The sequence below is a fragment of the Parendozoicomonas haliclonae genome, assembly GCF_900174585.1.
Classification (GTDB): domain Bacteria; phylum Pseudomonadota; class Gammaproteobacteria; order Pseudomonadales; family Endozoicomonadaceae; genus Sansalvadorimonas; species Sansalvadorimonas haliclonae.
The window spans coordinates 45,876-60,858 of record NZ_FWPT01000011.1 but is presented as its reverse complement, the minus strand read 5'-3'; the positions used below and the strand labels follow the sequence as shown (position 1 = coordinate 60,858).

Here is a 14,983-nt window from a genome sequence, read left to right as displayed (position 1 = left end):
GACTGTCCGGATCGGTATTTATGGAAAAGCTGTCTTGTATAAATTCTGCGTGTAACAGCGCGCTGGGAGGAGTGGTTAAATTCTGCCCATTCTGTGGGCATGCCCAGCAGCAGAAAAAAGCTGCAGAAAAGGTGGCAGCAGCGGCCGTAGATGCTGATGCTGGTAAGAAGCAGGAACCTGAAAAGAGTCAGCCCAAAAAATCAGAACCGACCGGTAACGTGAAACGGGCATCACGGGACAAGACAAAATCGGAACAGGAAAAACCTAAATCCAGCCCTGCTCCCGAGGCAAAGAAAAATACCTCGGGTAAGTCTATGTCTGCTATCCAGAAGCAGAAGAATCTCACCCAAAGTGTGTTGGCGAATACCACGCCGGATAAAAGCGCAGTAGCTTATATGCTGTCCGGTAAAAAGGCTGAGAAGAAAGGCTTCTTTGCCGGATTGATGAAATGGCTGACCCGACTGTTTTATCTGGTTTTGATACTTGTAGGTCTTGGTATTGCTCTGGTCGTATTTGTCGTTATGACAGACGATAAAAAGTCTGATAGCGATTCAAGGCAGACGTCTAAAGGCAGTCAGACAACAACAGCACCGAAGTCATCATCCAAACCAAGCGTTGTCCAAAAGATTCCTCTGCATATCTACACATCCCCGTCGGATGCGAAAGTCCGGATTATGAATATCGGGCCGAAATACAAGAAGGGTATGTTGCTGGAGCCCGGGAACTATAAGGTTGAGGTTTCCCGCTCAGGCTATAAGACCCAGACCAAGACCGTGAAGCTGACGAAAGTAGAGAATAATTTCCGGTTTACTCTGGAGAAGAGTGGCTTCTCAGTTAATGTGCAAAAATTGCCGGCAAATGGCTATGTGGTGAATGCCGCCGGAACCAAACGACTTTCGTTGCCTATGGAGCTGCCTGCCGGCAAGGCGGAGTTTATTCTCAGAGCTCCAGGTCATTACGATCAGCGTAAGTCTATTAATGTTGACCGGAACGGTTATCTGGAAGCTTCCCTGAAGCCAATTCAGTGCTCTGTACTCAAAAAAGACTCGTCATTTATGAGCAAAGAGATCGAAGTGACTTTCGATCTGGGTCCGATAGCCAAAGAGCGCGTTGCCAAGCGGATATTTGATTATTGGGAAAAGAGCGCCAACAGTAAAACCAGAATCCAGCGTGGCGCCTTCCAGCTGGTCTCCAAGGAAACCCTGAAAGGACGTGATTCCTACCTGGAAGAGACGGTCAAGATCTATGAAGTCAGCGGATCAACCCGCATGGATCTGCATGGAGTCAGCAAGACAGGCATTACTAATCACAAAGGCTTTGATCTCAATGCAGGCATCAAAATGATCTGTGCCATGATGAAAGAGGTTTGATGCTTTCTCCAAAGGGCTCTGGTAGTTAGCTTCCAGGGCCTTTTATTTGGCTGAAATAAGCCAGAAAGGCAGTTCCTGCCTTAATCGCCTGCAGATGTCGTTCAAAGACAAAATCGTTGTAATCGTCTCTCTTCACTGAACAGCTATTTTCCAGCGTGCTGGTTTCTCCAAAAGTGGCATCACTGTTGTCATCCCAGTCATAGCGATAGCCGGTGAAGTAAGTATTTCCATAATCGACATCCCAGAACCACCGCCATGGTGTCTGGCATTCTGCTATTGGCTGATTCACTGCATCGAGAGTCTGAGTAGCCGTCTGCTGCACTCTGGTCAGCGTTGGGTTATCAGAGACGTTTTGCTGCTCGAATAGCGCCTGACATTGCAGTGGGTCGATACCAAGAGCTGAGAGTTCTTTTTCAATTCTGTTGCTGTCTATCTTCCAGCCATCAATCTGATCGTGAATGTTGCCAGGCTTGTAATGGCCTGTTGCACCACCCATAAGCAAGGGCAGTACAGGGCCATGGAAGACCGGCATCACATGGGCAGGCACAGTGACATCTTCGATAAAGTGCAGGGCGCTGCCGGCAAGCTTTGGATCAAAGGTACGGGTATGGACGATGTTGTGATCAAGAGAGGCCAGAAGGCCGGTCATGGAGCGGTTGATAAGCCCATGCTTTTGTTCGGGTTCTTTGTTTTGGTTGTAGAAGTGCCAGTTAAAAGTACGGCGAGGCAGTTTGCTCAGAAAGTTGTCTTCCCCGGCATCATATCTTTGGATGGTGGCTTTATCGGAAAGAGTGATCCGGCTTTCAAACGACAGTGTTAAAGCACAGGCGTTGAAGAGGTCAACGGAATAGCCGGCCAGGGTATGATGTTTTTCCGGTTCGTAGGCCAGAGTTGAGGAGCTGGCAGCCACCAGAGCTGCAAAGACGATTGTTGTTCTCATTATGTGTTCGACTGTATAGAGCTTATGCCCACGTTAGCAGGATGCTCCTGGTGTTACTAACGACGATGGGTTTCTTTTGAACATTATTTCTATGTTTCTAGAAATAATGTTGACATCGGATCGTCCAAGAGTAGAATGCGCCGCATCAAGGTGCTGCACAGTGATCGCGACATAAGTCGAAAGGATATCTGCAGCTTATTAATTCTATATTTCTGGAAATATACGATGTCTGAAGAAATGATGTTAAAACTATCAGAAGCATTCGATATGTTTCTGTTCCTCGCGGCAGAGCTGACGGTGCTGTTCCTTCTGATCAGCTTTATTATCGGGGTTATCCTCGAATATATGCCGGCGGAAAAAATCCAGAAGATTCTGGGCTCCAAGGGTGGTAAGGGTTATCTCTCTGCAGGCCTGCTGGGTGCACTGACACCGTTCTGCAGCTGCTCAACCATCCCGATGCTGACCGGTCTGCTAAAAGCGCGGGCAGGTTTTGGTCCAACCATTACTTTCCTGTTCACTTCGCCGCTGATGAACCCGATCATTCTCGGCTTGCTGCTGGCAACATTTGGTACAAAGATTACGGTGGCGTACTTTATTATTGCTCTGACCGTGTCCGTACTCGGTGGCTTCATTCTGGAGAAGCTTGGCTTTGAGCGCTTTGTTCGCAAAGAAGTTGTTTACGGTGAAACAGCTCCGACCAGCTGCTGCGACAGCAAAAAGCCAAAGGTAGAGGCGAAGGCTTCATGCTGCGATAGCAAGCCGGTCGTTGAAGAGAAGAGCTCTTGCTGTGCACCAAAGCCAGAAGTGAAAAGCTCCTGCTGTGACAGCAAACCAGCGCCAGCCGCTTCCGGATGTGCGACCAGCTGTGGTGACAGCAAGCCGAAAGCAGAAAACCGTTGGGCTCGCATCTGGTCTGAAACCTGGAGTCAGTTCAAGAAGATCTTCCCGGTTCTGATGCTTGGCGTAGGTATTGGTTCTTTCACTTACGGTTTTATCCCAGCGGAGTTTATCGCTGAGTGGGCCGGCCCGAACAACCCTCTGGCCATTCCATTTGCGGCGATCATCGGTGTACCTCTGTACATTCGTGCTGAAGCGGTGATTCCTCTGGCTTCCGCACTGGCAGCAAAAGGTATGGGAATGGGCGCGCTGATGGCTCTGATTATCGGCAGCGCGGGTGCCAGTCTGACAGAAGTGATTCTGCTGAAGAGCATCTTCCGTAACCCGATGGTTATTGCCTTTCTGGTGGTGATCTTCACCATGGCAGTCTCCGCCGGTCTGGTTATGACCTTCATCTAAACCTCATAGGAAACCGCCAGCTTCACGCTGGCGGTTTTGTTTTTGGGAAACGCTGACAGACTTCTGGTATGGTCTCAGCATTAATCGATAGCAGCTTTGTCGTATGGATCTGGAAGACTACGCAAAAATCCTGAAAGAGCTCGGACACCCAAGTCGGTTGATGATCTACAAGCGACTGGTTAAATCTGGCCACAGTGGCCTGCCGGTAGGAGCTCTGCAAAAGGAACTGGGTATACCGGGCTCAACACTGTCCCATCATATTTCTGCGCTGGTTTCTGTTGGGCTGGTGAAGCAGAGAAGGGAGAGCCGAACGCTGTATTGTGTTCCCCAATATGCCACGTTTGATGCCCTCGTTTGTTTCCTGCGTGACGAGTGTTGTACAGACGAAAACACCGCTGAATAAAGGCGTTTCAGCAAATCCCTTCGGGGCAGGATTTTTTCTTAAGAAACCCTTCCATCCTGCCCTTCTTTCTATACTATCCGCCCCATCTTTCCTCTTATCACCTGTTTGAATGTATCCTCGTGGACCGCAAGACTTACCAGCAGCGGCGAGACTTTCTTGTCAGCCTCGGGCAGGCGTTGCATAAATTTGGCACGCCCTCTTTTCGCATTGAGAACCATATGCTCAATGTCTGTCGTGCATTAGAACTGGACGGCTACTTTCTCGTTTCTCCCACTCTCCTGACAGTGGTTCTCTGGATTCCCGGAGAAAATAAAAAGCATAACTACCATATCCGGGTTAAGCCGGGTGATCTGGATCTCGGTTCTCTGGCCAAGACCGATAAGCTGGTTGATGATGTGATCAGCGGCAATTGCGAGATTGGCGAAGCTGCTACCAAACTCAAAGATATTCAGAACGAACCTCCGCCCTACAGTGTAAAAACAACATGGTTTGCCTTTGGTCTGACTAGTGGTGCTTTTGCCATGCTTGTCGGACAGAACTGGTCGGAGGTCTGGGTATCCTCGGTTGCCGGACTGATTGTGTTTGGGGTGATTCTTCTGGTGGAGCGTTTCGCTTCCAGTGGTGAAGCCCTTGATCCACTGGTTGCTCTGGTCGCTGCATTGTTCGGTGGATTTGCCAGTTACTGGTTTCCGGAGATCAATGTGCCGCTGGTGGTACTCTCCGGCATTATTGTATTTATCCCTGGCCTCTCCATTACCCTGGCATTGAAGGACCTTGCGGCACGGCATCTTATATCCGGTACCAGTCGTTTTATGGACAGTATGCTGTGCCTGTGCAAACTCTATTTTGGTTCGGCGTTGGGCTCGGCTCTGGTCAAGCTGGTATGGGTTAAGCCGGTGATGGAACCGGTCGTAACTATTCCGGACTGGATGGATATTGTTGCAGTCCCACTGCTGTCACTGTCGTTGATTATCGTCTTTAAGAATCGCCTGCGGGATACGCCCTGGGGATTGCTGTGTTGCTTTCTGGCTTATGGCGGTGCCTTGTTTGGTTCCCAATATCTGGGCGAGGGTATGGGACCGTTTCTTGGTGCGTTGATTGTGGGTATCTACAGCAATATCTGGTCCCGGGCGACGGGGATGTCGTCACTTATCATCCTGTTGCACGGTGTGGTTCTGCTGGTGCCAGGAAGTAAGGCTTATATCGGTCTCGATAAGGTGATCAACAATGGCGTAGCTTTTGTAGACCTGCCCCAGATTGGCGTACAGACCTTTATGATGTTTATGTCCATTCTTGCGGGCCTCATCTTTGCCCGGATGATCTTCCCTGCGAAGAAGTCTTTGTAAGACTTTCCTCTCAAACCAGCAGGAGGCAGTCTCCTGCTGGTATTCTTATTAAGCCGTTTTGGCTTCGGTATCTGCTTTGGCCTGAAGAGAGTAACGATCCGGGCGGTGGTTCAGGGACAGCACCATATTCAGGAAGAAAGCAGCCAGCACCGAGATTGTGACCAAAGGCCAGGAGATATAGATAGCTGAGCACAGCAGTATCAGACTGTCGATCGCCAGCTGAAAGGTTCCTGCCTTGATACCAAAACGGTTCTGCAGGTAGAAAGCCAGAATCCCAAGTCCGCCGAGACTGGAAGCGTGGCGGAACATAATCAGTATGCCCATTCCGATAAGAACACCGCCCATCATTGCAGCAAACACCGGATGGATATGGTCAACGGTGACCAGATTTGGAACATATTCGGAGAGGATGGAGATGCTGGTGACGGAGATGAAGGTGTTGATGGTGAAGCGTTTGCCGATTTGGGTCCAGGCCAGAGCATAGAAGGGGAGATTGATCAGGAAGAACAGCGTGCCCCAGCTCAGGTCGGTGGCATAGGTTCCCAGTAATGCGAGCCCTGCCGCTCCTCCAACCATCAGCTCCTCAACCTGAAACAGGTAAACCCCAAAAGAGACAAAGAGACCGGAACAAAGAAGAGCAAACAGGTCTTCAATATAACTGTGAGAGTTGTCCAACATATTATAATTCTGTCGTTTGTTTGGATGCGGGGATTATACGCATCCAAAGCAAAAGATATACCACGTAGAGCGTGTGCACAGAGTTCGCAGGGGTTGATGCTAGAGCCTTTTCTTGAAGGTCTGTTTGAGGTGTTCGAGGAATAACCTGACACGTTCAGGAATATACTCCCGGGAAGGGTAGATGGCGTAAATCGTGACGGTATGAAAATCGAAGAGGTCATCAATTTTTACCAGCTCTTTCTGGCTTAATCCTCTGGCCAGAATCTCCGGCATTAAACCGATACCAAGCCCTTTATCGAGAGCGCTGATCAATACATGCGTGTTAGTGAAGGAGAGTCTCCATGGCAGTTGAAGTTTCTTAGGAGCACCATCAATGATGACCGGCCAGGTTCCGCCATAACGCGATGCACTGAATAATAAACAGTCGTGGGTGTTCAGATCGTTGATAGAGGTTGGTCTGCCGCGTCTTTCGATGTACTCGGGTGAGGCGAATAAGGCCAACGGTGTTGTCGTCAGTGGTGTCGCTATGTAATTGGCATCATCGAGAGCGATGGCAAAACGGATCATCAGATCAATGTGGTCTTTGACCATATCCGTACGACCATTGTCTTCAAGAATATCAACTTGAACCTGAGGATAAATCTCCTGAAAACTGGCAACCTGATCCAGCAGATAAGGGGCAGCGAAGCCATCCGGTGCGCCAATACGAATCAATCCTTTCGGCTCACCAGTCTGCCCCAGGTTGAGTGAGTGTTCGAGTATTTCTACGTTTTCCAGAATGCGTTTGCAGCCGTTGTAATACTCCTGCCCGGCTGGTGTGATCTCCATGCTGCGAGTCGTACGCAATATCAGACGCATGCCCAGTGATTGCTCAAGGCTGGCAACATGGCGGCCAACAATGGCTGGAGTCAGGTTTAATTCATGAGCTGCTTTGGCAAAGCTACCTTGCTCAACGACTCTGCAGAACAGAGCCATATTCCTTAGTTTATCCATAGTTATGACATCAGTATTCGATACAAAGAGTACACTCTGAAAACATTGGAGCGATCATTAACCCGGATGGAGTATCTATTAGCATAAGCGACAGAGTAAACATGTTGTTATAAGAAGAGATTCCAAACATGAAACCATTCGGCACTGTCATTAAAACTATCGCTTTGGGTGTTGCAGTCGCTTCGGGGGCAGCAAGTGCAGCCGGAGGTGGGTTTGATCCTGCTAAACCATCCATGGTGGAACTGAAGCCGGGTGTGTACCAATACTCCCAGTTCTTCTACAACAGTCTGGTTGTGGTGAGCAGTGATGGCGTGATTGTGACCGATCCTTCTGGCGCAAAGCGTGCCGCTGACATGATGGCAGAGATTAAGAAGGTAACCGACAAGCCAGTAAAAAAGGTGATCTATTCTCAGGCTCATTATGATCATTCCCGCGGTGGCCAGATTTTCAAGGATGCCGGTGCTGAGTTTATTACCCATGAACTGTGTGAAGACCTGCTGAACAGGGATGTGGAAAACAAGGTTGTACCGGCTGATATCACCTACAAGACCAAGTACAGCGTTGTGCTGGGTGATAAGCAGGTTGATCTGAACTACTTTGGCTCCAATGATGGTCGATGCACCAGTGTCGTTCATATGCCGGAAGATAAGGTTCTGCTGGCTGTTGATTGGCACCTTCCACAGTATGTGAATGAGCCCTATCGTCTCAATGCTCACGATTATGTTGGCTCGCTGAATACCCTGAAACGCACCAAAGCCGAGCTGGACTTCGATACTGTGATCAGCGGTCACGCTCCGGTTTCCAATCCTGAACTGTTTGATGAAGACCTGCGTTTTAACCAGGCTCTGTTTGATGCAGTTTTTAATGGCATACAGACTGGAAAGTCTGTTGATGAGCTAAAGAAAACGATCAAGTTGCCAGAGTTCAGCCATTGGAGAGGCTATGAGCAGAACCTTCCTGCTCATGTTGAGCGTATGGCTTACTCCATCTGGCACGGCAATTAATCAAGACGGTCGATAAGGAATGACGAATAACACCATGAAGCTGTATGTGTTTGATAGCTGCCCCTACTGTGTGCGTGTACGCATGCTGGCAGCACTGAAAAATATTCCTCTGGAGATTGTGACCTTCCCGCTTGGGCAGTGGCCGGAAGAGGTTGCAGAAAAGATTGAGAAGACCACTGTTCCCATGCTGGAAATGCACGAACCGGCAACAGGGGAGAGTCGCTTTATCCAGGACAGCACAGAAATCCTGATGATATTGGATGGCATGAATGGTGCGCCGATGTTGGATGGCTATCAGTCTTCCCAGGCTCTGCAGAACTGGTTTGATGATGTGAAGGGCACAACCAGTGCGCTGTGTTATCCGCGGATGCCGTTCCTAAGCCTGCCGGAGCTGAGCTCTGAAAAAGCATTGGCGATGTTTAGCGGCATGATTGAGGGCAAGCTGGGCGTGACGCTGGAGCAGGCATTGGCCAAGACAGGCGAATATACGTCTGTTGTTGCTGAGCATCTGCAGACTCTGGCGGATGTTCTGCAGGCTGAGACTTTGGTGAATGGCGAGCGTGCGGTTTCCATGGATGATATCCATGCCTTCCCGGAGTTACGTAACCTGATGATGGTTGCTGAGCTGGAACTCCCGAAAGCTTTGCTGCGTTATATGGATTACCTGAGTGCACAGACCGGAATTACGCTGTATGTAAAGGTGAATGCAGAAGGTGCTTTGATCTAAGGTCATGAAGCGGGTGCCGGCTCTGGATATGTAGTGAGCTTTAGTGGTCGAGCGCGGTGCCTGCCTTGACAGTGTGATATGTATCAATGACTGATCAAATCTGTATTGAGAGAGTGTAAATAAAAGACCTTTACCCTTTAGTGGTCAATACAATCAAGCTCCTTCCCCTTGTTGATTGTGAAGAAACTGACCGTGTACAAAGGCGAACTGAGCTCCTTTGAGAGCAGCTGTGATCTTCCTGAAGCCGTAGCCAATATTATCTGTGATGTAAGAACGAGACTTAACCAGCAACAGGAACCCGGGCATTATTCCGTTGATGGTGATGATGTTTTCTATTTCATCGTGAATGATCACACCCAGCTCCTGGCTGAGCGCAAATCCGAATGCCATAAGAAATACATAGACGTTCAGATCGTATTAGATGGTGAAGAGTCATTTGGCTATAGCCTCCAACCTTTTAACTCTCTGGCAGAAGACTATTTGCAGGAGAAGGATCTGGCGTTTAGCGAAGATATTGTTGATGAGAAGTTTGTCACAGTCTCCGCGGGAGAGTTTGTCGTCTTCGATACCATGCAGCCGCATCGTCCTTTGGTAGCTCCAGATCAGCCGGCCCCTATCAAGAAGGCTGTGATCAAGATCGCTGCCGCTTCCATCAAGTCTCACTGATAACGCATCATTACTCGGTCAGAGTCTGCTTTCAGCCTCTGACCAAACGTAACCCTCTACTCAAGATCAATCGCTGTTGAGTACTTGATCCTCCGAATGGATACGGAGCTGTGAAACTTTCGGATATTGGGATCGGCCCGCAGTACCCGCTCGATAAATGCCTCGTAAGCCAGAATATCCTTAACACAAACGACAAGGGTAAAGTCATAGCTGCCGGTGGTTTGATAGCACTGGGTTACTTCGGGAGCGGCATGAATCGACTTCTGGAATTGTTTATAGATATCCCTTCGGTCCCGTTCCATCTCAACGGAAACCAACATTGTCATCTTGTTTCCGGAGAGCTCCGAATCAACCAGAGCGACATCCTGAGCAATAACACCAGACTCTCTAAGCTGTTTGACTCTCTTCAGGCAGGCAGGGGGAGAAAGCCCAACCTCGGCAGCAAGCTCAACATTCGGTATCCGGTTGTTGGCCTGGAGTAAGGTGAGAATCTTGCGGTCTATGCGATCAAGTTGCATGTGTTGGCAGGAACCAGTTATTAACTTGTAGGCTTTATATTGAGGGTAAAGTTTCCATTCTGTCTATAAATAAGAAATCTAAGTTATATATAGGCTGGTAAATCGAAGAAGAAATTTTTGGGGGATCGGTACAATAAAGAAAAAGCTCTCGAGTCTAGAAAAGTGCAAACCGATAAGATTTCCCTGTTTTTCAAACAGCTTATCCAGGACAGCCTGCAGGTTACCTGGACCCTGTTTCGGGTGATGATCCCGACCATCATTATCTTCAAGTTTATTGAGGAACTCGGCGGTATTACCTATCTGAGTCAGGTGCTTGGGCCGGTGATGTCAGCTGTTGGCCTGCCCAGTGAGCTGGGGCTTGTCTGGGCAGCAACGCTGCTGGTGAATATATACAGCGGCCTGCTGGTCTTTATTAATTTGAATATGGAGCTGACCGTTGCCCAGGTGTCGGTTCTGGGCAGTATGATGCTGGTGGCTCACGCCTTACCTGTTGAAGGGGCGATTGCTCGTCAGGCTGGCGTTTCATTGTGGTCGACGATCTTAGTCAGAGTTGGAGGCGGTTTCCTCTTTGGTTATATCCTGCACCTGATCTACGAAGCCACAGATTCCTCACAACAGATTGCAACCGTGCTCTGGCAACAGACGGGGCTGGGTGCTGATTCCTCTCTGTTTGACTGGGGTCTTGCCCAGGTTAAAAACCTGATCATGATCTACGTAGTGATTCTGGTGCTGATGCTGGTGCTTAAAATCCTGAAAGCCGTTGGTATTGAAGCCCTGATGACCAAAGCTCTCAGTCCGTTCCTGAAAGTGCTTGGTATCAGTCGGGATGCAACCAATCTGACTATTGTTGGTGTGACTTTGGGTTTGTCATACGGCGGTGGACTACTGATTCAGGAAGCCCGTAAAGGGCATATTCAGCCTCGGGATATCTTCTGCTCCATTATGCTGCTCAACCTGTTGCACAGCCTGATTGAAGACACCTTGCTGATACTGCTGATCGGTGCTGATTTCAGTGCCATATTCTGGGGGCGGATGATCTTTTCAGTCTTGCTGGTGGCGATGTTGTCGCTGTTTCTCAGGCTGTTTGTCACCGAAAGGTTTGAGCGATATTTCTATCGCTCGGTGGCCTAAGCCGGACACTTCTTTTGACCAGCCAGAAAGGTTCTGGCTGGTTTATGCACTCTGAAAATTAGCCCTTCTTCTCAGTGCGCTTATGCTTTGGCACATAGTTCAGGATAGAGATCGGTACAGGCTTGCGCGGTTCAAAGCCTTCAATCTCTCTACGTTCCAGCAGATGACCCAGCTGTGATTCGATCATGCACAGGTTTTTGAAATCATCCTTGGATACCAAAGATATTGCCTCACCCTGCTGACCTGCACGGCCGGTACGACCAATACGGTGGATATAATCAGAAGCCGGGAATGGTAGATCGTAGTTGATCACCAGATTCAGCTCTTCGATATCAATACCGCGAGCGGCCACACCGGTGGCGATCAAATACTTCAGCTTGCCGGTTTTAAAGTCGTTCAGAACCTGAGTACGGGACGCTTGGCTGCGACCACTGTGAATCGCTTCTGCAGTAATACCGCGCTTTTCAAGTTGGGAAACCAGCTTTGCGGCACCATGTTTGGTTTCGATAAAGATCAGTGCCTGAGGCCACTGGTGCTCATTGATCAGGTGGCTTAGCAACGCTGATTTCTTGTCTTTATCAACAGTCGTAATCCACTGGTTGATAGTGGATTCGTAAACACCTTTCTTGCTCTTGCCGATAATGATCTCTTCAGCGTTCTCAATGGCATCGTGAGCCAGATCACGTACAGAGTTTGAGAGTGTTGCGGAGAACAGCAGGGTTTGAAAACCGGCCGGCAGGCGATCCATAACCTTGTTGATATCGTCGATAAAGCCCATATCCAGCATGCGGTCAGCTTCATCGAGAACCAGAGTTTCCACTTCTTCAAAATGCACGGCACGCTGACCGTACAGATCAAGAATACGACCCGGGGTCGCTACCAGAATATCCACACCTTCGATCAGGCGGGCTTTTTGCTCCTGATCATCCACACCGCCATAAGCCGCCAGTGAAGTAAGAGACAGATGCTTGCTGTAGATAGCAATGTTCTCAGCAACCTGAGCAGCCAGCTCTCGTGTAGGCGTAAGAATGACTGCACGTACACGCTTCTTGCGCTGGGTTTGTCCTTTGCTTAAACGCTCAAGGATAGGCAGCACGTAACTGGCGGTTTTACCGGTACCTGTCTGGGCGACAGCGATCAGGTTGTTGCCTTTTAAAACGACGGGAATCGCACGCTTTTGAATAGGGGTTGGTTCGTTGTACCCAGTATCACGAATAGCATCCAGAATCGGTGTGCTTAAACCAAGAGAAGAGAACGGCATGGGAATCTCGGAGGAGGGAGTAAAAGATTATTTTATCATGAAAGCTCCTTCTCACCGGTTTCTGTCAGGAAATAAAAAACCGGCCTGTGAAGACCGGTTTTTTGCGCTCATCCATGAGTGCCTGATAGATAAAGGTGCTGATTAGTACTTGTGGAAGAACTCAGCAACTTCCTTAGGATCCTGGGTTTCGGTCAGAGCCAGTTTCAGCAGGATACGGGCTTGCTGAGCGCTCAGACCCTGGGAACCTGGGAATTCTGGGTAGTAGCTAACGTCTGGAGTGTTGCCGCTGCCGGTACGGGAAGCACGGATAAATGGCAGCTGCTTGGAGTACTGCTCCATGGTCGCCTGCAGAGGGGTGGTCAGGGAACCGTTACCGCTGCCAGCGAAGACCATACCGTCTACCTTGCGCTCTTTCACGTAGTAATCAACAGCTTCGGCTGGAGTTTCGATGTACAGGTACATGATATCTACGGTTGGCAGAGCTTTGATATCGCTGATATCAAATTCGGTCTGGTAGGTGTGCTTGTATGGAGATTGACGCACCCAGCTTGGCTTGCCATAGCTCATGTAACCCAGAGGGCCGCCGTTCTTGCTCTCGAAGGTGTTAACGCTGGCAGTGTTGGTTTTGGTTACGCCGCGGGCACCGTGAATGGTGTCGTTCAGAACAACCATAACACCCTTGCCTTTAGCGGATTCGCTACCGGCCAGGGATACAGCGTTGTACAGGTTCAGAGGGCCGTCAGCAGAGATAGCGGTGGATGGGCGCATGGCACCAACCAGCACTACAGGCTTGTCAGACTTAACAACCAGGTTCAGGAAGTAAGCGGTTTCTTCAATGGTGTCGGTACCGTGGGTGATAACAATACCGTCGGTGTCGTCTTGAGCGAGCAGTTCGTTGATACGGTTGGCGAGCTTGAACCAGTCTTGTTCGGTCAGGTTGCCGGATGCGGTGCTGGCGATCTGCTCACCTTTTACATCGGCGATGTCTTTCAGTTGTGGAACTGCGTTCACCAAAGTGTCGATCATGACCTTGCCGGCAGTGTATTCGGCATTGGTTGCACTGGACGCAGAGCCTGCGATAGTACCGCCAGTGGCCAGGATGGATACGTTCGGAAGATCATCCGCCAGTACATTGCCAGAAAGCAGTGCCAGGCCAACAATAGCAGAGGCCAGTTTGGTCATTTTCATTAGAAACACTCAAATGTGAGTTATAACAACAATTCAATTTGTCATTGGGTTCTTGATATTTTCAAAGACAAAAGAATCCAATGAAAACTGAAATCAGTTTTGGCTGTTTGATAAAGCAGATTGAAATGTAAATAGAATGTTTGTTGAAAATTCAGTTTAATGACTTTCAATAATCAAATTCTTTACAAACTCGATAGCTAAACGAATTGATATTAATCAGTTCCTACAAATAGCCGGTGGTTAAATCGTGAATTCAGTATATGGATGTTTTGTCGGTTGTTTTTATGATGTGAATCAATAGGAATTGCGCGCTAACAAAGTTTGCGTAATTACACTTATCTCTTTTTTAATAATTTTAAAGTGTTTTTCAAAAATAGTAGAAGGGTGTTGTTTGATCTATGAGGAAGGCCCGAATAAGTTTTATTGTTAAATCTTATCCGGGCGTCAATGTTTGTATTGATGCGTTTACAAAGCGCGGATAATTCCACCTTCTACACGCAGGGACTGACCATTCATTGCGCGGTTGGAGGTAAGGAAGACAGTTGCCTTGGCCACTTCATTCACATCCACGAAACGCTGTAGCAGAGAGGTTGGTTCGTGGTCGGCAAAGTAGTTGGTGGTCAGTTCTTCAACCGGCTTGCCTTCTTTGGCAGACAGTGTATCGAAGTAGTTCTCTACACCTTCGGTCCAGGTCGGGCCAGGCAGTACGGAGTTCACAGTCACGTCTTTGCCTTTGGTCAGTTCAGACAGGGCACGGGACAGAGACATCAAAGCAGTTTTGGTTACTGAGTAGTGAACCATCTGACCCAGAGGTTTCACGCCACACTCGGAAGAGATATTGACGATACGACCGAAACCACGCCCCAGCATTTTCGGCAGCAGTGCGCGGGACAAACGTACGGCACTCATCACATTCACATTGAAGTAGTGCATCCACTCATCGTCTTCAATGTTCTCGAAAGCCTTAACTTCAAAGATGCCGGTATTGTTGATCAGGATGTCAACGCCGCCCTGCGCTTCCAGCTGATCCAGCAGTGCACTGGTTTGTGCAGCATCGGAAAGGTCGCCAGCCATAGCCAGAACACGATCGGCTGCGCTGTGCTCAGTGGACAGCTCTTTGGCGATCGCTTCGCAGCGTGCCTGATCACGGCCATTAATAATGACAACGGCACCTTCTGCCAGATAGTGGCTCGCAATCGCCTTGCCGATACCACCGGTAGAACCAGTGACCAGTACACGCTTGCCCTGCAATTCGAGATTCATAAAGCCTGAGTTCCAAAAAACGATTTTGGCATCAGAGTCTAATGCGATGGCAAAAGCTCAGGAAATTATAATCGGTGATGATTTTCATAATGGAATGTGATGGTTCTGGTGGGAGACGGAGCTAGATCAAAAAGTCATATCTGAGCAATCTGGCCTACCTTGTATTCGCAGGTTTATAACTCCGGGAGTACAACTGTGA

General features: G+C 48.9%; 15 protein-coding genes. 8 read left to right on the top strand and 7 right to left on the bottom strand.

What is annotated here, in order from left to right:
• Positions 1–20: 20 nt before the first annotated feature.
• Positions 21–1,370 carry a PEGA domain-containing protein gene (locus EHSB41UT_RS19980; RefSeq protein ID WP_087112639.1) on the top strand — a complete coding sequence of 450 codons (1,350 nt, stop codon included), beginning with the start codon at positions 21–23 and terminating at the stop codon, positions 1,368–1,370.
• A gap of 25 nt (positions 1,371–1,395) precedes the next feature.
• On the opposite strand, the gene EHSB41UT_RS19975 is transcribed toward EHSB41UT_RS19980, so the two are convergent.
• Entirely contained in the window at positions 1,396–2,310 is a 915-nt protein-coding gene (locus tag EHSB41UT_RS19975) for a hypothetical protein (protein ID WP_087112638.1), read from the bottom strand.
• A gap of 225 nt (positions 2,311–2,535) precedes the next feature.
• Between EHSB41UT_RS19975 and EHSB41UT_RS19970 the strand changes: the two genes are divergently transcribed.
• The 3 genes from EHSB41UT_RS19970 (at position 2,536) to EHSB41UT_RS19960 (ending at position 5,355) form a co-directional block, all read left to right on the top strand.
• Entirely contained in the window at positions 2,536–3,606 is a 1,071-nt protein-coding gene (locus EHSB41UT_RS19970; protein ID WP_087112637.1) for a permease, read from the top strand.
• Between the two features lie 103 nt (positions 3,607–3,709).
• Entirely contained in the window at positions 3,710–4,009 is a 300-nt protein-coding gene (locus tag EHSB41UT_RS19965; RefSeq protein ID WP_087112636.1) for an ArsR/SmtB family transcription factor, read from the top strand.
• A gap of 119 nt (positions 4,010–4,128) precedes the next feature.
• Positions 4,129–5,355: a threonine/serine exporter family protein gene (locus EHSB41UT_RS19960; RefSeq protein ID WP_087112635.1), complete on the top strand. Its 1,227-nt coding sequence runs from the start codon at positions 4,129–4,131 to the stop codon at positions 5,353–5,355.
• Positions 5,356–5,403: 48 nt separating this feature from the next.
• Here the strand turns inward: EHSB41UT_RS19960 and EHSB41UT_RS19955 are convergent, their stop codons facing one another.
• Together EHSB41UT_RS19955 and EHSB41UT_RS19950 are read right to left on the bottom strand one after the other, a co-directional pair.
• Positions 5,404–6,033, bottom strand: coding sequence for a YitT family protein (locus EHSB41UT_RS19955; protein WP_087112634.1), 630 nt, complete (start codon positions 6,031–6,033; stop codon positions 5,404–5,406).
• A 99-nt stretch (positions 6,034–6,132) separates the two neighbouring features.
• Positions 6,133–7,026, bottom strand: coding sequence for a LysR family transcriptional regulator (locus tag EHSB41UT_RS19950; RefSeq protein WP_087112633.1), 894 nt, complete (start codon positions 7,024–7,026; stop codon positions 6,133–6,135).
• Between the two features lie 128 nt (positions 7,027–7,154).
• Here EHSB41UT_RS19950 and EHSB41UT_RS19945 point away from each other — a divergent pair, with 128 nt between their 5' ends.
• The 3 genes from EHSB41UT_RS19945 to EHSB41UT_RS19935 all read left to right on the top strand — a co-directional run bounded on the left by EHSB41UT_RS19945 (position 7,155) and on the right by EHSB41UT_RS19935 (position 9,423).
• Positions 7,155–8,030, top strand: a complete 876-nt coding sequence (locus EHSB41UT_RS19945; protein ID WP_087112632.1) for an MBL fold metallo-hydrolase — start codon at positions 7,155–7,157, stop codon at positions 8,028–8,030.
• Positions 8,031–8,049: 19 nt separating this feature from the next.
• A complete protein-coding gene (grxB, locus tag EHSB41UT_RS19940) occupies positions 8,050–8,757 on the top strand; it encodes a glutaredoxin 2 (protein ID WP_087112631.1) in 708 nt (235 codons plus the stop codon).
• Between the two features lie 177 nt (positions 8,758–8,934).
• The gene (locus tag EHSB41UT_RS19935) at positions 8,935–9,423 is read left to right on the top strand and encodes a NanQ anomerase/TabA/YiaL family protein (protein WP_207626719.1); all 489 of its coding nucleotides are present in this window, start codon (positions 8,935–8,937) and stop codon (positions 9,421–9,423) included.
• A gap of 56 nt (positions 9,424–9,479) precedes the next feature.
• Here the strand turns inward: EHSB41UT_RS19935 and EHSB41UT_RS19930 are convergent, their stop codons facing one another.
• On the bottom strand, positions 9,480–9,941 hold the full coding sequence (locus EHSB41UT_RS19930) for an Lrp/AsnC family transcriptional regulator (RefSeq protein ID WP_087112630.1): 462 nt from the start codon (positions 9,939–9,941) through the stop codon (positions 9,480–9,482).
• Positions 9,942–10,103: 162 nt separating this feature from the next.
• Here EHSB41UT_RS19930 and EHSB41UT_RS19925 point away from each other — a divergent pair, with 162 nt between their 5' ends.
• Positions 10,104–11,072 carry a hypothetical protein gene (locus EHSB41UT_RS19925; protein WP_087112629.1) on the top strand — a complete coding sequence of 323 codons (969 nt, stop codon included), beginning with the start codon at positions 10,104–10,106 and terminating at the stop codon, positions 11,070–11,072.
• A gap of 58 nt (positions 11,073–11,130) precedes the next feature.
• Here the strand turns inward: EHSB41UT_RS19925 and EHSB41UT_RS19920 are convergent, their stop codons facing one another.
• The 3 genes from EHSB41UT_RS19920 to EHSB41UT_RS19910 all read right to left on the bottom strand — a co-directional run bounded on the left by EHSB41UT_RS19920 (position 11,131) and on the right by EHSB41UT_RS19910 (position 14,784).
• Positions 11,131–12,333 carry a DEAD/DEAH box helicase gene (locus EHSB41UT_RS19920; protein ID WP_087112628.1) on the bottom strand — a complete coding sequence of 401 codons (1,203 nt, stop codon included), beginning with the start codon at positions 12,331–12,333 and terminating at the stop codon, positions 11,131–11,133.
• Positions 12,334–12,474: 141 nt separating this feature from the next.
• Positions 12,475–13,521, bottom strand: a complete 1,047-nt coding sequence (locus tag EHSB41UT_RS19915) for a type II asparaginase (RefSeq protein ID WP_207626718.1) — start codon at positions 13,519–13,521, stop codon at positions 12,475–12,477.
• 465 nt (positions 13,522–13,986) lie between these two features.
• Positions 13,987–14,784: an SDR family NAD(P)-dependent oxidoreductase gene (locus EHSB41UT_RS19910; protein ID WP_087112626.1), complete on the bottom strand. Its 798-nt coding sequence runs from the start codon at positions 14,782–14,784 to the stop codon at positions 13,987–13,989.
• Positions 14,785–14,983: the final 199 nt, after the last annotated feature.